The organism is Elusimicrobiota bacterium (assembly GCA_016721625.1).
Taxonomy (GTDB): domain Bacteria; phylum Elusimicrobiota; class Elusimicrobia; order FEN-1173; family FEN-1173; genus JADKHR01.
Genome location: JADKHR010000001.1, coordinates 505,712 through 526,363, shown reverse-complemented (window position 1 = coordinate 526,363; position 20,652 = coordinate 505,712). Strand labels below are relative to the sequence as shown.

Sequence of the window (20,652 nt, the reverse complement as noted above, 5' to 3'; positions counted from 1 at the left end):
ATGGGTCGGATCCCGTCCCGGCTCCGGGGCCTCCCCCGGCCGCTTTGGTGGGCGGGCGGGATCTTTGCGGCGTGGGGAGTGTGGCGGCTGGGGTGGGCGCTGTCGTTGGCGGTTTTTCCCCTCCCGCGCGGTTTTCTGGAGACGGACTATTCGGTTCTCCATCTGGATCGGAAAGGCGGCCTCGCGCGGATCGACCTTTCCCCGGCGGAAAAATACCGGGTCAAACTCCGATTGGCTGATTTTTCTCCGGTTCTCACGCGGGGATTTCTGCTCTACGAGGACCGCCACTTCTACCATCATCCCGGGGTTAATCCCGTGGCGTTGGGCCGGGCTCTCTCCGCCAACCTCCGTCATCGTCGCGTCTTGATGGGCGGCTCCACCATTTCCATGCAGATCGCCAAACTGATGGAGCCCAAACCGCGCACCCTGGGCGCCAAGGTCGTCGAAATCTTCCGGGCCCTTCAGTTGGAGCAGGCCTATTCCAAAGACGAACTGTTGGAAATTTATTTGAACAGCGTTCCTCTGGGGGGCAACATCGAGGGGGTGGGCGCGGCGTCGTTTCTTTACTTCGGAAAACCCCCGGCCAGCCTGAGCGCCGCGGAAAGCGCCCTATTGGTGGGTCTCCCCAAATCCCCCGCTCTGTTCCGCCCGGACCGTCGCCCCGGCCCCGCCCGGGCCCAACGGGAAAAGGTTTTGCGCCGCATCGGCCCCGGCGTGGGCCTATCCCCCTCGGCCCTTCTCGCCGCCATGGAGGCGCCGCTCCCTCAAAAACGGTTCGTCAACCCCCACCGGTTTCCCCACCTCCTCGAACGATCCCGCCGCGCCGCCGGCGGGTGGGTGCGTCGTTACCATGTGGACCCCGCCCTTCAGGATTTCTGCGAGGACCGACTTCGCCAAGCTTCCCGCCGCCTCCGTCGACAGGGGGTGTTTAATGGGGCGGTTCTCGTTGTCGACAACCGGTCGCGGGACGTTTTGGCTTACGTGGGATCGCCGGACTTTGACGACACGGAACACGGAGGACAAGTGAACGGGGCCGCCGCCCTCCGGTCCCCTGGTTCCACCCTGAAACCCTTTTTATACGCCCGCGCCATGGAAGAGGGGCTGATCACGCCCCGTCGCCTGGTGTATGACATTGAACGTAACTATGACGGTTATGAGCCCGCCAATTTCGAGCGCCACGCCTGGGGCCCGCTGACGGCCGAAGACGCCTTGGCCTATTCCCTGAACACTCCCGCCGTGGACCTGGAATGGCGGCTGGGAAGGCGCGGTCTGGCGGGCTTCCTCGGCGAAACCCGCCTCTTTGGGAATCGACTGGCGCGGAACGATCCGGGCCTTTCGGTGACTCTGGGCGCGTTCCCCATGAGCCTGGAAGAGTTGACCACGCTTTATGCCGCCCTGGCGGACGGAGGGCGTCTACGACCCTTGCGGTTTCTTTCCGGCTCTCCTGCGGGTGATGGACGCTCCGTTCTTTCTCAGGAGGCCGCCGCCCTTACCATCGGCATGATGGCCAGACTGTTCCGCCCGGACCTGCCCCAATCGTGGGAATTTACGGCGAACCGCGGGAAGTTCGCCTACAAGACCGGGACCTCTTTCGGACTCCGGGACGCCTGGAGCGTGGGGTTCACGCCCGACTACACCGTGGGCGTTTGGTTCGGAAACGTGAACGCCCGGGGGTCCAGCGCTCTCGTGGGGTCCCGGGCGGCGGCGCCGCTTTTGACGGAAATCATGAACGAGCTCACGCGGTACCGGGATGTCTGGTTCACCCGGCCCGCCGGGGTCCGAACCCGGTCCGTGTGCTCTGTGAGCGGGGAGCCGGTGGGGCCCTTTTGTCCGGCTTCCGTGCCGGACGTTTATATCCCCGGGCATAGCGACGAGTCTCTCTGCGGTTTGCATGTGGAGGCGGTGGTGGACAAAAAGGGGTTTGAGACCTGCCGGGAATGCCGAACGGGTGCCCGCTCGGCCTATCGCCGGAAAGTCATCACGCTTTGGCCCCCGGAGGTGGCCGCCTTCCTCCGTTCCCAGGGCAAGGCCTTGGCTCCGCTTCCCCCCCACAACCCGGCTTGTCCCGTTTTGGAGCGGGAGGGCGGATTGCGCATCGAAATTCCCCGGGCCGGCGGAAGTTACCAGGTGACCGAAGCGCTCCGGCGGGGGCGTCAGAAACTTCCGCTCCGGGCCGCCAGCCAGCGAGGGGACGGGCCCGTCTATTGGTATTTGGACGGAGCGCTTTTAGGCCGCGCCGGGCCGGACGAGACTCTTTTTGTGGACCCCTGGCCCGGCTCCCATCGCGTCGCCGTGGCCGATTCCCGGGGACGCCTGGACCAAGTGGAGTTTGTGGTCCGCCCTTGAGACTCTGCCTGCTCGGACTTGTTTTTCTGGGTGGAACCCTCCGCGCAGAGGTCCGGGTCCTCCTCTTCCAAAAAGAACTTCCCCGCTCGATTCAGGTCCTTTCCACCGCGCGGATCTTGTCGGATGGAAAGGACCTCGGACTTGCGGAGGAATTCTCCGTGGAGGCCCTAAATAGCCAGGTGGTTTGGCGGTTGAAAAGAGGTCGGAGCGGCGGGACGAAAAAAACTGACGCTCCAGCCCCGGGGCGCTCCCCTCCGCCTTCGAACGCCGAAAGGATGGACGGGGAGCTTCGACGGGGAATTAACGGTGGAAATCGAAAAGGACCGGCTCCGAGTGATCAACCGGGTGGACGAGGAATCCTATGTCCGATCCACGGTGGGGCGCGAACTTCCCGCCGATTGGCCCCTGGAAGCGGTCAAGGCCCAGGCCGTGTTGGCCCGCACGTTTCTTCCGGCCAACCGCGGCCGCCATGAGTCTGACGGGGCGGACGTCTGCGACCTCACCCATTGCCAAGCCTTCGCGGGCCGGGTGTCTCGTCCCGAGGTGGATCGAGCGGTTCTGGAAACGGCGGGTTTGGTTCTGATCCAGGACGGCCGGCCTTCGGACATCTTTTTTCACTCGGACTGCGGCGGTCACACCGCGTGGGCCCAGGACGTTTGGCCCGCCGGCCGGTCCGGACTGTCGGGCTCGCCCGACGGTCCGGAGGATCGACCCTCTTGCGCCGATTCCCCCCACCACCGCTGGCGCACGGAGATCAGCGGCATGGAACTCGCCTTGCTTATGGGCGTCGACGAGGTTTCCGGGGATGTGGCCGTGACGTCGCGGGACCGCTCGGGGCGCGCGGCTCAGCTTCGTTGGGGGAGCCGCAATCTAACAGGCGAATCCCTCTATCTGGCCTGGGGCCGCAAAAGAGGATGGCACGAACTTCAAAGCACGCGATTCACCGTCCAACGCAAAGGAAATTATTTTGTTTTCGAAGGGTCCGGTCTCGGCCACGGGGTCGGCCTCTGCCAATACGGCGCGCGGGACCGCGCCCAGGAAGGTCAGGGGTTTCGCGAGATTCTCCGCCATTACTTTCCGCCTGCGGACGTCCGTAGACGGTTGCCCTCTGACCGTTTTTAAGAAACGGTGGGAGACTGAAGGATTTGTCGCTGGGTCAAAAGGGCGGTGACTTGAGTGACGGCCTCGTCTTCTGATTCCCTTCCATGGAGCCGCAAGTCAGCGGAGGAGAGGCCCCCTCCTTCAGGCGTGATTTCAACGGCCAAAACGGGGAAATCGGGGATGAGCGCCTGCACGGCGGCCACGTCGGCCAAGCCGATGGCGTTGGTGGTGGAAACCACCAAGAGTCCCGCGTCCAGAAGGAGGTGGGCCACCTCGGCGAATCGGCGCACCAGTTCCTGTTGGGTGGATTGGGCCCAGATCATGTCGCTGTCCACACCCAGGAGGACGTTGGTCCCGTCCATCAGGTAGGCCGCCCGGCCCGCCCGGAATAAGGATTTTTCCAGGGCCCGCGCGTATCGGTGTTTTCCGACGCCGGTCTTTCCTACGAACATGACCAGGGCGGCGCGGTGCCCAAACCGAGCCGCCCGCTCCAGAAGGTTCACCCCGCCTTTGATCCAATGGAAATCCCTCAAACGGGCCTCAGCTCGGAACTCCTCTTGCTCGTCCCGTTCAGCGGAAACGATGATGCCTCCTCCCGCGATGTCGTAGCCGTCCACCAGGACGAACCGCGCCGTGGCTTCCCCTAGCGCGATATCGTCAAAGGCGATGGGTTGGCGGGTTTCCAGGACCACATCGGCCACGTCGTGGCGGTTTACCTGGTTTCGTTCCATCACCCGCCCGGCGTCCGACGCGTCCACGACTTTGTTGATTTCCCGGAGCCGAACCGGAACGGCGTGGGTATGAATTTTCAATTTATAGTCCCGGTTTTTTTCAAAAGGTTTTTTCCCCAACCAAATCATGTTGGCCCGGAACCGAGTGCTGACCAGGGGCGGAACCGATTCGTGGCTCATGAGTTCGCCCCGGGTGATGTAGATTTCTTCGGTCAGGGTGAACCCCGTGGACCACCCGGCCCCCACCTCGTCCTGCGCCGGAGCGTTGAAGGCTTCAATGCTTTTAATCAAGCTCGACTTATTCGAGGGTGAAAAAACCACTCGGTCGCCCACACGGACGCGGCCGGATTCCAGCCGTCCGGCCACGATCCGGCGGTCGTCGCCCTCGCTCGTGAACTTGTAGATGGCTTGAACCGGAAACCTCATCGGGCGGTCCATCTTCGGGGGCTTTTTCAAATTGATCAAGGGCCGTCAAAAGAGTGGGCCCGGCATACCACGCCATGTCCCGGCTGGGCGTGGTGAGGTTTTCTCCGGTTAACGCGCTGATCGGAATAAACCGTTCGGGGGTCGGGGCGCCGATGCTTTTTAAAAAGGTCCGGAACTCTTCTTCGATCTTTTTAAAATGCGATTCGGAACGTCCCGCTAAATCCATTTTGTTGACGGCCACGATGATCTTCCGGATCCCCAGCATGGACAATAAATACCCGTGCCGGCGGCTGTTCTCCCGAACGCCTTCCTTGGCGTCGATGACCAGCACCGCCGCCTCGGCCCGGGCCGCCCCGGAAATCATGTTTTTGAGGAACTCGATGTGGCCCGGCGCATCGATGATAATGTAGTCCCGTTTGGCGGTTTTGAAAAAAGACCGGGCGGTGTCAATGGTGATGCCCTGGTCCTGTTCGTCGGTGAGGGCGTCCAGTAGGAAGGCGTATTCAAAGGGTTTTCCCGTGCGGGCGCATTCTTTCCGCACGGCGTCCAGTTTCCCCTCCGGCAAGGAGCCGGTGTCGGCGAACAGTCGACCAACCACGGTGCTCTTGCCGTGGTCCACGTGGCCCACGATCACAATGCTCATCTGTTCCCGAACGTCGGCGGCGGAAGTCGCAGGGGCGGTCACATGTACCCCTCGCGGCGAAGTTCTTCCAGCCCGTGCTTGCCGTCTTGCAGTCGGCCGGACCGCTCGGCGATGTTCTTAAGCGTTCCGCTTTTGAGTTCCAAAATAATGTCGTCCACGTTCTTGGCGCCGCTTTGGATGGGCGCTTGGCAAGGTCCGCACCCCAAACTCCGGTACCGGGTCCCCGCGCCCTGGTCGTAATACAGGGACACGGTGGGGATGTTCTCCCGTTGGATGTACTCCCAAATATTCAGTTCGGTCCAATCCAGGAGCGGGTGGATGCGCACATGGGTTCCTGGAGCGAAATCGGTTTTGAACTGGTTCCAGAATTCCGGCGGTTGTTCCCCCACGTCCCAGGCGCTGTTTTTATCCCGCGGCGAGAAATACCGTTCTTTGGACCGGCTCCCTTCCTCGTCCGCCCGGGCGCCGACAATCACGCCGTGGTAGGGGGCCCGATCCGGATCCAGTTCATAGCGGCCCGTGGCGAGGTTCAGGCGTTGGCGCGGCCAAGCGCCGTTCAGCGTGTTGGCGAGAGCGTCTTTTTTCAACAGGCCGCAACACGCTTGGCGCGACACTTTGTCGGGGTGTCCCTCGGGAAGGTGTTGCGTGGCCGGGAACGTCCGGCCGGCTTTAATGGCCTCGACGTTTTGGCCCACGATCATGGTGAGTTTGTATTCAAGCGCCAGTCGGTCGCGGTAGGTGATCATTTCGGGGAGTTTGTAGCTGGTGTCGATGTGGACCAAAGGGAACGGCACGTGGCCGAAAAAAGCCTTCCGAGCCAGCCAGAGCAGGACCGTCGAGTCCTTGCCGATGGACCACAGCATGCAAAGGCGCTCAAAATGCCGGAAAGCTTCCCGCAAAATGTAGACGCTCTGTTGTTCCAGTTCTTCGAGATGGTTCATGGTTAAATGAGGGTTTGGGGTGATTCGAACCGTTAGTGTACAAAATTCCTAGAGCCCGTGACGGCCCTCTGGATAATTCCGCAAATCCTCCGGCCACACAACGAGACCCGCCATAAAACGAATGCGTAGCCAAAAAGTTACAAGTTTGTTACAAGTTCTAAACCATTCCTTTTGAGGAGTAAAACTACAATCGGTTCATGGGCATGTCTTTCTCATCCAGCGGCGGGTGGAGGGCGTTTAAAACGACCCTCTGCGTGGGGTTGGTGACGTGTGTGTTTTTCAATAACGTCCTCTTCGCCCAATGGCCGGAAAGTGGATTTTGGGAAAAACGACGGGTCGCCGCGCGCGGAAACAACCGAAATTCCGATCACTCCCTCCTCGCTCAATTGGTTTCAACGAGTCCTTCCGTGCGAGGGAACCCGGGTCTCGCGATGGCGACTCCCATGGGAAACGAATCCCTCGCGAAACTTGGATATGCCCACCCCTCCCCTCGCCTTTCTTCCTTGGTGTCCCTTCTGTCCCGTCATGGAACCTTGCACCGAATTCAGAGGGGCCCTGAGAACAGCCCCCTCCTCGTTCATGTTCAGGATGTCCACGGCCAACGAAAGGCCCAAGAAAATCTGGCCGCTTTGCTGGCTGACATTTTGGAGAAATATCCGGAAACGCCCGTGGGCCTGGAGGGCGCCGAAGCAAGGGACATGGACTTATCCCCGTTTCGCGGTCCTTCACCAGAAGCCAACGCGGAGACCGGGCGGTTTTTCTTCCAGACAGGCTATTTGACGGGAGCTGAACTGCCGGTGTTTACCTCGAAAACGGTTCCTCGGTATTTTGGGTTGGAAGATCCCGTTTTGTATTTGGAAAATGTGGCGGCGGTTAAACAGTCATTGCCGCGACAGGCCCGCTGGCAACAACGGTTGTCCGCTTGGACGGCCATCCTGGAAAAAGAAAAAAATATGTGTTTTTCCCCTGCATTGAAAATCTTGGATCGAAAAGGTTCCGACAGGGAAGCGGGTCGGACCGGTCTGGGAGAATACGCGGACTTTCTGGTCCATTCTGGTTCATCCTTGAAAACGGAGCGTTTTCCGGAAGTTTCCCGGTTTGTCCATCTGGTCCAAGAGGAAAAGGGTTTGGATTTTGCGCGGGTGGAAGCGGAACGGAACCAAGTTTTGAGCGAATTGATAAAACGTTTGTCGAAACCGGAAATCCAGGGTCTCGTGAATGAGAGCGTGGCGTTGAGAAGCGGAGAAATCCCTTACCCTCAATTTTATCGAAGATTGCGGGATCTCACGGCGCGAGCAGGACTGAGGCCGGCGGATTTCCCCGCGTTTTACGGATACGTGGGCTATATGGTAGAGGCGGATTCCCTTCACCCGGAAGTTCTCTTGGCTGAATTAAAACAATTGGAACAACGTCGCTGGGAGGAAGCCCTCCAGACGGCTTCCCAGCAAAACATCTATCAAGCTGACCAAAATCTCCGAAGAGCCCGGGCCCTGATTGGACTGAACCTCACCCCAGAGGAGTGGGGGGAGTTTGTGTCCCTTCACGAAACGGATGTTTGTTTACTTCCCTTACGTTTCGGAGAGGACCCCTCCAGATGGAAAGCCGATCTCAAACTCTTTGAGGGCTTTTACGAGAAAGCGCTGGCGCGAAATAAAGCATTGGCGGCAGCGGTGAAAAAGAAAATGGCCAAAGGAACCAAAGAAAACGAGCCGGTGGTTTTCGTGGCCGGGGGGTTTCACTCGAACGGGTTAAATTCATTTTTGAAAGGAAAAGCCACGATCCTCACCGTTTCCCCAAAACTCGATTCAGTGGACGGATCGGCGGCGAACGATTATTTGAACGTTTTTACCAGGGAGAAACTTCCGTTGGATGCCCTCTTTGCGGCCCCAAAAATCGCGTTGGTGGACACGCCTGCCGTGGCTCCCGTCGGCGGTTCAAAAACGGCGGTGGCGGTGTTGGCGAGACCGGTTGAAGCCGTGGTTCATGAGGCGCTGATGACAGGAACAGTGGCCATCGGTGGAGTTCGTGATGTGACCATCACCTGTTCCCCCGTCATAAACGAATTAAGTGATCCCGCCGGAACCCCCGCTCTCTTGTCGGGGACGGGAACAAGAACCCGCATTGAAATACGAAAGGCTAAAAATTCTATCCTCAAAACTTTGTTTCTCATCCTGAAGAAAATCGTCAGAAATCCAATGTTTATCAGGGTCGCTGTTTCTCTCTCTTTGGTGACAACGGTTCTTTGTTTTATTCCCCAGGGGCTCCCCTTTCTGTTTGTTTTTGGGGTTGGGATCTCTCCTAGTGGTGGAGCTCGGTTTCCTCCTTTCTGGATCGGGTTCGAAAACCTTGACGGCACGGTCGCGTCGGTCGAAACCGCTATAAAAACGCTCGAACGCCTATTTCCAACCATCGTTCCTCGGGCGAACGCGCATGTCCGGGGCAGACGGAACGAGCCAGGATACGACATCCTTCAAATCGTGAATGAATTCACCCACTGGCCGATTCAGGTGGCGCTCCTGCTCGCTGAATTGCGATGCCAATTGGAGGAAATTAATACAGCGCTTACATACACGAACCGGAGGGGCGAAGGAGAACGGTTGAGAAGAACTTCCGATCTGTTTGGAAAAACATTTTTTGGAGTTTCATCGGTTTTGAATCAAGTCGAAAAATTACGAGTCGCTCTATCGGATCCCGCGCGCGCAGATTTGGCTGCGGTTGAAGGGCGGAGAGTGTTTGTGGAAAATCTGGGAGCCGTCTCAGAGGCCGGGATGAAACTTTCCAATTCCGTTGTGGAGGAAGCCGATGGGTTGTTTGACGCCTCTCTTAAAGTTCCTTCCATCCTCCTTGGGTTCGTTCATTTCTTGGCGGAGAGAACGGACGGCGTCCATTATTCTCGCATGCGGACTTACCAGAAGTATGCGTATTTATTTGAAACCGGTGTTTGGGCCGCGGGGGCCAAGCGAAGCCCATTGAACGATTTTCGGAACAACCTGAATCCCCTTTTCCATCAATTCTATCGCCAGAACGTCTCGCGGGAGGATCGGACGGCCGCTGTTCCGGAATTTGGTTTTGATGGATTTAGACTTTTATTACGGCTCCGCGGAGGCCCCCTATACGACGAATTGAAGGCCTTGCGGGTTAAAATAGAATTGGAATATAAGACCATTTATCCAGAACTCCTGAAGGTCATACGAATGATTCCGGATACCGAAACGGCAAACTACTTTCTCTCCGTGCTCGATCATAACGCGACGGGAGCGGAAAAAACGGTGGAGAAAGAGGAATTCGTGATGTTGGTCGGTGGCGTCTGGGGTAAATGGTTTCGCGCCCAAGGGTTTGGGGAAAACCCCCGGCCTCGTTTCGAAGATTTGAGGCATTTCATCCTTCTCGCTCCCCGGGTCCGGGAGGCCATTTCAATTCGTTTGGGCGAATTAGCGGAGGTCTCAAAGCTGGAGGCCAGCGGAGGGAGCAGGAAGAAGAGTCCTACAGGAGAAACCACTGTTTCAGGTCCCGTGGAAGGAGTGGTTCCCCTTCCGGGCCCGATGAAGCCGCTTGCGGTCAAAGACGAACTGGACCGTTTCGTTGGCACCAACACCCCTGGAGTGTTGACGTTGATGAATTTAAAAACGGGGATCGTCGAATTCGTCGCGGCGACCATCCGGGCCGTTCGCCATTCACAAAGGTTTCATTGGACCTTCGTGGAATTTGGAAAATCTGATCCCCTCCTCGCCGCCAAGGCATTGCTAGATGCTGTTTCGGGGCGGCTGGGTCCGATTCCGGAAAGGACAGGCTGGGGAACCTACACGTTACCAGATGTCATCGTTGGACGGGAATATGCGGTTTTGGGTATCCATTGGCCCGAAAAGGGAGAGGCCGTTGTTCATCCGGACTTGGATCTAAATGTAATTAAACCATCCGGTCCCGGTATATGGGAATTCGTCCGGTGGCCTGGAACCCAAAGGAAACGGACCGAAGCGGGGTATTCCGGGTCCATCGAAGTTCCCCCGTCGACGGTCACGTCCTTCATAAACCAATTAAACTTCGCTCGTTCCACCGACCTGGCGGGAAACCCCGTCTACGTGGTTCCCTTTCACGGTAACACATTGGCGGGGTTCACCTATTTTCCTAAGGGAGATAAATGGAAAAGCGAGGGCGGAACATTTGAGTTGGCCTCGTTCGTGGGGCGTGTTCCAAGGCAGGCGGGGTCGAAAGACGCGGTCCCTTCCATGTGGTTTGGTTTCGAGGTTCTTCTTCCCCGGGTCCCGGGATTTGTGAGCCCGTCGCCGGGATTCTTTCGTCGAGTGCGCCATGTGTGGATAACCAACGAAGTTGAAATCCCAGAGACCAACGGTTTTATTTTCACGCCTTACGATCAAGGCTGGGGTGTCGTTCCGGCCATGCCGGCCATCCCCAAAGGCTCTTTGGTGATTCTGATGGCCGTAGATTCTAAAAATACACTTTTAAAGTGCATCGTAACCCCGGACGGACAACTGTATTTGATGAACCTGCTGGAGCCGCCAGATTTGAACTCGCTTAAAACGGCCCTTCTCTCCGCGGGCGCCCAGCCGGTGGTGTCGCGATTTGAAAATAAAATGATCACGCGCGTCACCTATGTGTGGGAGGGGCTTGCTTTGTTGCAGGTCAAGGATTCCCCTCTTGGCCTGACTCCATCCAGCGGACCAGAAATTACTTTCCTCAACGCAAGGCCGCTTCCCCATGGGGACTATTTGATTTTAACGCCTGACGGTCCCATGCGTTTAAAACAGAAAGAACCTTTTCCCGAACCTCCCATAAAGCACAATGAAAGAAAAAAAACGGGCGGGGCTTGGTTTGGAAATGAACCCTATAAGAAATGGGTGTCATGGTTCGAAACGCCGTTGTCTCTTTGGATCGGATCGATGGTCGCTGGCGCCGTGGCTCCTTTCCTTTCGGGGTTGGGTTTGGATCCCGGCGCGGTCGAGGCCCTTCTTTCCGGAATCTTCGCCGCCATCGTTTTTTGGGCGCCTCACCGATGGTTTGAATCGTTGTTCGGCGGGCGGTTTGGGAACCCTGGATCCAGCGCGGATGGTTTCGTTTTTCAATTGGCGGGGTTCACCTTCCTGGCCGGACTGGTTGGCTCGGTTCCGTGGGCGGGCCCAGCGGCCGCTTTGGCGCTCACTCTTTTCCATGCTTTTGGAAACAGCGAGAACGATCCGCTGGATTGGGTTCGTCGGAAAGGACGGGACCCATTCGTGGAAAGCGCCGTTCAATCCCTTGGCGCGGCGCTGGTTCCCTCGCTCGTCATCGCGGGGGCGGCTTCCCTGGGCGCGGCCCTGCCTCTTCAGATCCTAGGAGGGAGCCTTTCTGCTTTCTTGATGTTTTTTCCCACCCACCGATATCTGATGAACCTTCCCGGCCATCAATTCCACCGGCGAAATAGGCAGGATCGGCTTTTGAGAGGGTTTTATCTCCTGGGCACGGTGGCGACGATCAGCGTTTTGGGATTTCTTCCAGGGAGGGGGTTCCCCCCCGGGCTGGGCCTTAGCGAAACGCTCCTTGGCCTCATGGGACCGAGCCTCTTGGCGTGGGCCGCGATGGCCATCGCGCATTTCAGTAATAATGTGGGTTGGAAACGGTTCGGCACAGTCCCGGCCAGCGGAAGCCAGGATGACCACGCGGAGAGGCTTCGGAAAACCAAAGAAGTAAAAAAGGAGGTGGGTGATTTATGCCAAATCCTATCTCGTTCAGATGGGGAGGCGTTTCGCCGCGCCAGCGCCCGCCAAAAAAAGAATACCCCCCTCCAGGCGCCAGTCGCTGAGAATTGGATGGAAGAGGCCTCGTTTCTCGCCCTGAACCTGGGAAGTTTTTTAGACGGCGAGATTCAGAAAATGGAAGGGCCGTCGGCCGGAAGTTACGATGACGCGCTGTTGTTTTTCCTCTTGGAATCGCATCTTCATCGGATCGAAACGTTGGAGATGAGTGTTTTGCGTTACGCTCCCAGACGCGACGAAAGACCCGATCTCTCCGCGATCCTCTTTTTGATCTCTTCGCGAGGGCGCATCTTGCTGGATGAGATCAAAGACCAGGTTGTCGCGCGCCTCAATTCCAATAGGGATTGGGCAGGGCGCATAAGCGGTTTTATAAATTATGCGGCCATGGGCGCGCGCCCGGCCGTGGAAGATCGACTTTCGAAATATCAAACCATGGGGTATCTCTTCCAACTTCTGGAATGGTGTTTGAAAGAAGGGCCATGCCCCTGGGGCTTTGATGAAGGGCAATTCCAAACAGCCTGGCGCGACTATCTCCGCACGGGCGGTTCGCCCTCTTCCTCCCGGGAGGAAATGGCTCCCCTGACGATCCATCAATATCGATTATACCTGAGACTGTTTGATTTTAAATTGAAGGGAATGTTGGAGCCTCTCTTGTTGATGCACCGGGAACGATATTTGCCGGCGGCGCGGTGGATCGAAGAAGAATTGAATCGGATGGAGGACGTCTCTACCCTGCGAATGATGGAGAAATTGATTTTAAGTCAAATCAACCTGGAAGAGAAAACCGCCGAAGAGATGAAAATCCTAAACCTGATCAACGGGGCGTGGAAAAGACAGGACGGTTTTGCGGAGGAAGACCCTTCTCCCGTTGATTTACGGCTTTTCCTCATGCTCATTTTGAAACCGTCCATTCTTCGGGAACGGGTGGCTTTTCTGGAAAAGAGACAACAAACGAAGGCGGAATTTGAAAAATTAGACCCGCCCATTTCTCCGGCTTCGGGGCTTAGGGAAACGCACTTGGTTTTGGCGTCCCAGCGGGCCCCCGCGGGGAAAACCATTCCATGGAAGGTTCTTAAAAAGATTTTATGGCGATCCCCCTCCAACACCCTCGTGATGGTGTGGCGAAACCAGGCCGGTTTGTTCGTGGCCGCGGGAAAAGTGAGCGGCGTTCGCTCCGCGCAACCTCCTTACCAATGGGTGTCCATAGAATTCAGCGAGCTGGATCCCGCCACGGCCATGTTGGAGCGGATATCGTTGATGAGTTCGGCGTCCCATTCCCACGGAGCGGAGGTCTTTCTTTCCCGGGAAAAGCAATTAACGGTGGGTGATGGAACGGAAGTTCTTTTCATCAAAATCATTCAACCCTCCTTGGACGCTGCTCAGGGAGGCCGGCGTCGGATCGGGACCCGCGGGAACCCGCATGGACGATTGTGGACACCCAAGGAAATGATTCGACTTCCCTGCATGCCATGAGGGACCCGAAGTTAAGGGAGGGGCAACGCATGTCTTTCCAGGCCATGCCGGAAGCCGATGGATCAGGCCTGATCTTAGTTTCTCCTCTCGGCAACACGGTGTCTGGATTCAAACTGGAACATGGCGGCTTGGAGACCCCGAACTTCACCTTGGCGAACCTGCTGGCTGTTGTCCCCCATGATCCCGGTTATACTCCCTGGAAAACAGTAAGGCTAACGTGCAAGTTTTGGGACAAAGGGGAATCCCCCGAAATGGTGGATGAGGTCGAAGGCGTTCATCACATCCGAATTAGTTCCGGCGAAAAACCGGAAAATGATGAATGGTACGCCATCGATCCCGCCAGGCCCGATTCGCCGGTCTATGTGAAAAGCGAGAGGATCCCGGCCGGGTCCGTTGTGGCCTTGGTGGATTCCCCTCGCACGGGATTTATTTATCAAATAATCCTGACACCGGACCGGCGGCGCTTTATGGCGACGCCGCCGATCCATCCGAATCGGTTAAAGGAACTGGAAACCGCCCTGCGATCGGCGGGGGTTTTTCCGACGGTGGTCAAAAAAATCGATGCGCCTGAACAACCCCTGCTAAAAACGTATTACTGGCGAGGCTACCCGATCCTTCAAGTGAGCCGGTTGGATAGGCTTGGCCAGCCCCTTCCCAAACAATGGCCGGACGGCGTGACACGGCTCAATGTCTGGCCCCTGGATAACGGGGATTTTAAATTGTTGACGCCCGAAGGAGTGTTTGTGTTGCGGAAGTCGGTCCCGCCGGCCACCGGGGGGGCGTGGTTTGGGAATGGGAACTATAAGAAGAAGTGGGCTTGGTTGGAGACGCCGTTTTCTTTATTGGCGGGCGGATGGGTCGCTTTAGCCTTGGCGCCTCTAGGATTTGATTCGATGGAGATCCAAATGTGGGTCATTGGAACGGTCTCCGCCCTGGTGTTTTGGTTACCGCATCCACTCCTTGCGCTGTCCGTGTTTGGAAACCGGGGTTCCTATCGGGACTCTGTCGTGCTTCAGTTAACCGCCCTGACCTTTTTGGTCGGCGCCCTCCTCCCTCTTATGGGCCTCGGCGTGTTCCTTCCGGCGGTTCTCCTGGCCGGTTACCATCTCCGTATCAACGCTCCCTTACAGGAGTTAGATACCGCGGGCGTCACGCGTTATTCGTTGGCGGGGGAGACGATGTTGGGAAATGCGTCAATGGAAAAAGAGTTCGAGGTATTTCACTCCCTCCTTCAAAATGTGGGGCCCCTTCAGTCGGCTTTAACGAAGGGGTTTGACCCCGTGCGCCGGACGGGAGAATTGCGCTTCTTGGCCCAGCTGGGAGTTTTGGAACAGGAAAAAAATAAGAAGCCCGCGCGCCAAGAAATTCAAAATCTCTTTGAATTGGGAGAACGCTTGGGGTATTCCCCGGCGGATCTGCGGAGGCTTCTCAGAACCGTCCATCCTCGAGCCGGGTCTTTCCATGTGACGCCAACTCGTCGGTCGATTGTCCCTCCGGATCTCGGTGGGACCCTTTCCGGGACTGAATCCAATGCGATTCCCTGCCTCAACATCGGCGGCCTCGAAGAGCCCGGGCCGGTCGGCGACGTCACCCGCGCCAACCTGGAGAGTTTTTTAACCCCTTCTCCGATTGAGAAGGCCTTGGTCCTGCGGGTGGACCCCGCCGTGGCGAATCCGGTTCTCTACGCAAAAATCGTTTTGTTGAGTGAAGGTCTCTCCACTCTGCCGAAACACCTTCGCTTGGTCATCGTCCGATCCACCAAACTCACGCAAGATAATTTGCGAACCGCGTTGACGTCCGCTTGGGGAAAGGACGTTCACGTGGGTCTCTTCAAAACCGCCTCCACATCGGGGCTCGATTCAAGTCTTTCCGCCGTCATTGAGTGGCTCTTGGAAAACTTAAAAACCCGCCCCTATTCCGAAACGACCGACGGACATCTTTGGCAGGAACGCGTCTTCGCCAGCCAGGCCTGACCGACCGGCAGATAGTGGCGGGTTTCGTGGCGTTTCATTTCTGGTTGAACCCGATATTCCTCTTGTTATTGGAAAGGAGTCCTGTCTGGGGAATGGCCATGGGCCCCATGTTGCAGGGACGTTTTCGGTCGGCCTCTCACAAAGGGTCGTTCGGGTCGGAGGGATTTCTGGGCGAGAGTTTCAAATTCTTCTGGGCGGGATTTCCCGACCAAACCTCGCCGGCGGGAATAACGGTTTCAGGCGCGAGGATGCTACCGGGGGTCACGCTGGCATTTTCTCCGACAACGCATCCCGGACTAATAACCGCATTCACGCCGATTAAGGCGCCCCGCCGAATCAAGACGGATCCCAGCCTCAATTCTCGTTTGGCCGTGTAAAAATGCCCGAAAATGAGCGCCCCGGTCCCCACGATGACATCGGATTCCACGGCGACAAGACATGGATCGTGGATTTCCCCGGCAATAAGAATCAGGCCTTCTCCCATTTTCGAGCCCAGTAATTTGTACAGCCACTTACGAAAGGTTGACGGAACAAAAAGGATGTTCTCATAAAATGGGTAAAGGTTGGTCGTTAAGACCAAGGAGTGGAGGTTGAAGAAATAAAAGGTCCAGGGATGTTCAATTCGGTCGTATCGGCCGTCCTTAAAGCCCACGAGAGCCACCAAGGTCCGCAAGAATGCCACCGTGAGGATGACGTTGGCGGCCCCATAGGTCAAAACACCCGCAAAGAGTCCAAAGTGAAATTGTTGGTGAACTTTCCAGGCGGCGAAAACCGCCGCGCCGTTCGTCCCGATCAAAACCAAGGGGGACAGGGTGAGATCCCTCCAGCTCATGAACATGTTGGAGGGACGGCTTGTGTCATTCATGGGTGTTCCCCTTCGTTAAGCACAGAGAGAATAATGCGGTGAAAGTTCACGTTACACCCGAGGTCCGCGTAGAGGGAATTCTGACCCCAAAAAAGCCGACCTTGAGCGAGCATTTCCGGGGAGACGAAAAGTCCCTGGGCGCTGAGCGCGTGTTTTTGGAGGTCCCGGTTGACTTCTTTGACGAATTCGGTTGTGAGGCGAAAGGGGCGATCTTCGAGGAGGAACCGCTCAACCGAATTTCGAAAGCCGCGCAACATTTGTTCGTAATTCATTCGGCCTTCCTGCAGGCGCATCCCGAGTTTTTCCGTGGCGTCCGAAAAGGCGGCGAGGTCGTTGTTGAGGACGGCTCGAGTCTGCCGCTTCCATTGGGAAACGAATTCCTTTGACCACTCTTTGCAAAAACCAAAATCCAAGAAATAGACTTGGCCGTTTCGGAATATATAGTTTCCGGGGTGGGGATCCGCCTGAAAAAGGCCGTGACGGAGGGAGCTCACCGCGAGCATTTCATAGATGGTCTCGCCGGCCAGGTCAATTTCCGCAGGAGACGCGGTGGCCTTGTATTCGGCATAACTTTGCCCCTCGATGTAGTCCATCGTCAAAACGTCCTTGGAACAAAACTCCGGGTAAACGGCGGGAATCACAATACGGGGGTGGCCGGCGAAAATGGCTTTAAACCGTTTCATAAAAATCAACTCTTTTCGAAAATCACATTCGCCCAAAAGCAGGCGCTTGGCCTCCTCGAAATTTTCCCGAACATTCCGAACCCCCGTCATGGCGGAAACCAAGGGCAGGAGCGCCTTGACGGCGACCAAATCGGATTTCACAATCTGTTCGATGCCCGGATACCTTACCTTCACCGCCACGCGCCGTCCATCTTTTAACCGAGCCAGATGAATTTGACTGATGCTGGCCGAGGCCAAAGGGATGTCGTGCCAATCGAGGAAAAGGTCTCTCGGGTCTTTCCCCAGGGATCGGCGAATAATGTTTCGAATGATTTTCGCGGAGAGGGGCTGGGTTTTGTATTGGATCTCTCTCAAAAGTCCTTGCAGGGCCGGGGGAAGCCCCAAGTCGACGAAACTCAGGGTTTGGCCGATTTTGACCAGGGGGCCTTTCAGGGGGCCCACCGTGTTGCGGAACAGGCGAATGAGCGTTTCAAAAAGGGTGAATTGATATTTCTTGAAATTCCAGGGCGCGCGGTAAAGGTTCCAACTGTATTTGGCATACGCGGCTCCCGCGCGGAGGAAAAAAAATCCCAAGCTGATCCACCGGAGGATAACACTCGTTTTCAAGCGATGGAGGACAGGAAGGGTGGCGAACTCCTGCATCCGGGTGTCGCTGGAGGAAAGGAACCACACCGTGGGGCCGGAGGCGCCCACGGCCTCCTCGTAAAGGGTGTCGAGAATGGAACCGTAGTGATGCTCAATTGCTCGCCGTCGAATTTTAAGGTTGGAAGTGATTTCCCCCCGCAGGACGGAAAAGGCCCGGTGGAGCACCAGGATACCGAGGGGTTGTGAAAGGGAAGGCAGCCGAGCCGCTTGATCCACCAAATCCTTCTCCACTTTTTCTTTCAAGGCCGGAGAGAACCCGCCTTCGGCGTTTTCGGTCAAGCCCAGACGGCTCGGGTCGATGGTCACCAAAAGAGCCGGGCCCTTCCGCCCGTTGCCCAGGACGACGGCTTGATCGACAAAAGGCACTGCCTTGAAGTGATGTTCGATGGGTCCCGGGGCCAACCGTCGCCCGGTGGATGTCTTGATGATCTCCGACAACCGGCCCAGGAGTTTCAAGAACCCGCCAGGCTCCCATCGGCCTTCGTCCCCTGTCCGAAAATAACTCCCTTGAAAGAGAGACGCCTCCCGCGGTTGGTTCCAATAGCCGGTAAAAAGACTGGGCCCCTTGACGAGCACTTCTCGGTCCGGCCCGATCTGAACCTCGTTGGGCCCCAGCGGTTGACCTGTTGTTCCGAAAGCAAAAGCCCCCGGCCGGTTTAACGCGATAGGGATGGCGTTTTCGCTGGTGCCGTAGGCCTCCAGGGTCGACAGCCCCAAACCCCAGAAGAACTGGATGGTCTTGGGATTCAAGGCCGCCGCTCCGGACACCAAATAACGGAGCCGTCCCCCAAACCGCTGCCGCACAACACGCAACACCAGCCCGTCTAGGGTTTGATACAGGGGCCAGAGAAAAAACCTCAGGGTGTTATGGGCGTGCCGACCAGTCCGGTAGGCGGCTCCCACCGCCAGGCTCCAGCGGAAGAGTGCCTGAACGCCCCAGGGTTTGGCGGCCACCGCGTTGCGGATGCCTGCCTCCAGCTTTTCGTAGAAGCGGGGCACGCCGATCAGCAATTCCGGCCGGACCAGCGGCAGGCTCTCCACCAATTGGTTGGGGTGGGGCACAAACGTGATGACAGCGCCACGTTCCATGGCGCAGAGGTTTACCATTCGCTGGAACAAATTGGAGAGAGGCAACCAACAGAGCGACTGAAAACCTTCGGGCAGGCCCCGGTAGGCCCGCGCGATGGCCCGCACCGCGTGGGTCAGTTGGCGGTGGGTATAGGGCACCCCCTTGGGTTCGCCCGTCGTGCCGGAGGTGAAAATAAGGGTGGCCAGGTCGTCCGGGTTGGGCCAGGGGACGGGACTCAACGCCGGACCGTCCAGCAGTCGACGGTAGGGGATCACCTGGTCGCCGGGTGGAAGCGTTGGGGGATCGTTCAAGAGCAGGACGAGGCGGGCTCCCTCGAACAGGCCGGGCCAGTCGGCGAGGACTTTTTCATTTTGAACGACCCAGGCTTTGATGTCGCTCTGTTGGGCCGCGTTCCGGACTCGATCGGGCGCATCGTGGAGGTCCAACCCCACCACGACGCCCGCCCGCCAACATCACCGCCAGGTTCAACAGTTCCCAGGCGGGATCCACCCCGGCCAAAAAACCCACCCGCTCTCCCCGCTCCACCCCCCGCTCACGAAGCGCGGCCGCCAGCCGCTGGACTTGATCCCAAACTTGGCCGTACGTCTGCGGGGCTTCTCCCCGTTGGCGCGCCGTCAGTCCCCAAAAGGCGGGCCGGTCGGGCGTCCGTTCCGCTCGTCGACGGAGGCGGTCCGGCAGGGTTTGCAGGTGGCTCGAGGGTTCAGCGCGTCCCCCGGGAGCGGGGAGTATTTCGTCCATGAACGCCCGAAAGCGTTTCCGCGCGTCGAACCCGGAAAATTGTTGGGCCAACGCCTCGGCCCGTTGTTTGAAGGCGGGATCCGCCAAGATTCGCTTCACCGCTTCCCGCACGTTGGCGGGAGTGGCCTGGTCGGCCCGAATGGAAAGCCCCGCCCCCCAACGCTCGATGCCTCCCATGGCCAGGTGTTGGTCTGTGTTGGAGGGCAGGCCCAAAACCGGCGTCCCGACCGAGAGCGCTTGGTAGGCCGCCGTGCTGCCGCCGCTGCACACCACCAGCGCGGCCGCTTTGGAGGCGTCGACCCCCGGCAGAAACTCAGCCGCATGCACCCGGTCCGACGAGGGAAAAGAGAACCGGTTCGCGGTCGCCACCAGTAGTTGGACGTCCAACTCGGCCAAGTCCGCCACGATTTCACGGCATCGGGGCACGTCGTTGGAAGAGCCGAGGCTGATGTATAGGATGGGTTTCGATCGATCCATCGTCGGCAAAGGCGGCGCTTCGGGCGGCGACCATAGGAGCGGGCCCAGGAACCGATGGGTGGCCGACAAGGGGTTCAATGGAATGAGAGCCGGCACATCGCAATACAACGTCCAATCGCCGAAGGTGTTGATGGCTTCGATACTCCGCAGAGGAGAAAGGCCCCGACGGAGGCGGGCCCGGTTGAACGGCGCCAGGAATTTCCAATGGTAGTAGGGTCGCATGATCGGAAACGTGCGCTTGACCAACTCAAAGGGCAGGAGGCGCTCCGCCAGGGCCGGCGGAAACATCTGGAAGAGGGCGGATCGTTTATAGGCCGGGATCGGGAACCCTTTATTCTTGCGGAAGGGGCTCCAGTAGGAATTGTTGATGTTGACGAGTGGGATTCCCGCGGAGGGAGCGCTGATGCAGAGCGTGTAGCGCGCGTCGTTCACAATCAAATCCGGTTGAATTTCGCGGATCAGGGCGTCTTCTTCGGCGAGGTAGCTTTCCACCTGTTCATCGTCGTAGGCTGATTTGTCGCCGCTCATGGAGCTGATGAACGCGTCGTAGGAAATGCTCTCCATCGGCCAGTAGGTGGAGCGTTTAAGATTAAAATAAGATTCGTAACGGAACGCACAGGCGAAATGCAGGTCGTAGCGGTCCGGGTCCAGGGTTTCCATCAGCATCAAGGGGCGGGACACGTGGGCCAGCGTCACCGCTTCAGAAAAAAACAATATTTTAGGTCGATGGCTCATAGATCGTCGGTGGTCGTTGGTCATTTTACAACAAT

9 protein-coding genes are annotated in these 20,652 nt (G+C 57.7%); 4 read left to right on the top strand and 5 right to left on the bottom strand.

The features are described 5' to 3' along the window. A complete protein-coding gene (gene pbpC / locus IPP35_02195) occupies window positions 1-2,346 on the top strand; it encodes a penicillin-binding protein 1C (protein ID MBL0057937.1) in 2,346 nt (781 codons plus the stop codon). A gap of 306 nt (window positions 2,347-2,652) precedes the next feature. Continuing rightward, entirely contained in the window at window positions 2,653-3,468 is an 816-nt protein-coding gene (locus IPP35_02190; protein MBL0057936.1) for a SpoIID/LytB domain-containing protein, read from the top strand. Here IPP35_02190 and IPP35_02185 read toward each other — a convergent pair. After that, window positions 3,465-4,604, bottom strand: a complete 1,140-nt coding sequence (locus IPP35_02185; GenBank protein MBL0057935.1) for an adenylyl-sulfate kinase — start codon at window positions 4,602-4,604, stop codon at window positions 3,465-3,467. The two genes, IPP35_02190 and IPP35_02185, sit on opposite strands and share 4 nt — an antisense overlap. 681 nt (window positions 4,605-5,285) lie before the next feature. Then, a complete protein-coding gene (gene cysD, locus IPP35_02180) occupies window positions 5,286-6,188 on the bottom strand; it encodes a sulfate adenylyltransferase subunit CysD (GenBank protein MBL0057934.1) in 903 nt (300 codons plus the stop codon). Between the two features lie 443 nt (window positions 6,189-6,631). Between cysD and IPP35_02175 the strand changes: the two genes are divergently transcribed. Continuing rightward, entirely contained in the window at window positions 6,632-13,411 is a 6,780-nt protein-coding gene (locus tag IPP35_02175; GenBank protein ID MBL0057933.1) for a hypothetical protein, read from the top strand. Window positions 13,412-13,440: 29 nt separating this feature from the next. After that, a complete protein-coding gene (locus IPP35_02170) occupies window positions 13,441-15,384 on the top strand; it encodes a hypothetical protein (protein MBL0057932.1) in 1,944 nt (647 codons plus the stop codon). 136 nt (window positions 15,385-15,520) lie between these two features. On the opposite strand, the gene IPP35_02165 is transcribed toward IPP35_02170, so the two are convergent. The 3 genes from IPP35_02165 to IPP35_02155 are packed head-to-tail and all read right to left on the bottom strand — an operon-like array spanning window position 15,521 to window position 20,617. Further along, a complete protein-coding gene (locus tag IPP35_02165; GenBank protein ID MBL0057931.1) occupies window positions 15,521-16,249 on the bottom strand; it encodes a hypothetical protein in 729 nt (242 codons plus the stop codon). Next, on the bottom strand, window positions 16,246-19,101 hold the full coding sequence (locus IPP35_02160; protein ID MBL0057930.1) for an AMP-binding protein: 2,856 nt from the start codon (window positions 19,099-19,101) through the stop codon (window positions 16,246-16,248). The genes IPP35_02165 and IPP35_02160 overlap by 4 nt, the downstream gene beginning before the upstream one ends. Next, a complete protein-coding gene (locus IPP35_02155; protein ID MBL0057929.1) occupies window positions 19,013-20,617 on the bottom strand; it encodes an AMP-binding protein in 1,605 nt (534 codons plus the stop codon). Before IPP35_02155 ends, IPP35_02160 begins: the two co-directional genes overlap by 89 nt. Window positions 20,618-20,652: the final 35 nt, after the last annotated feature.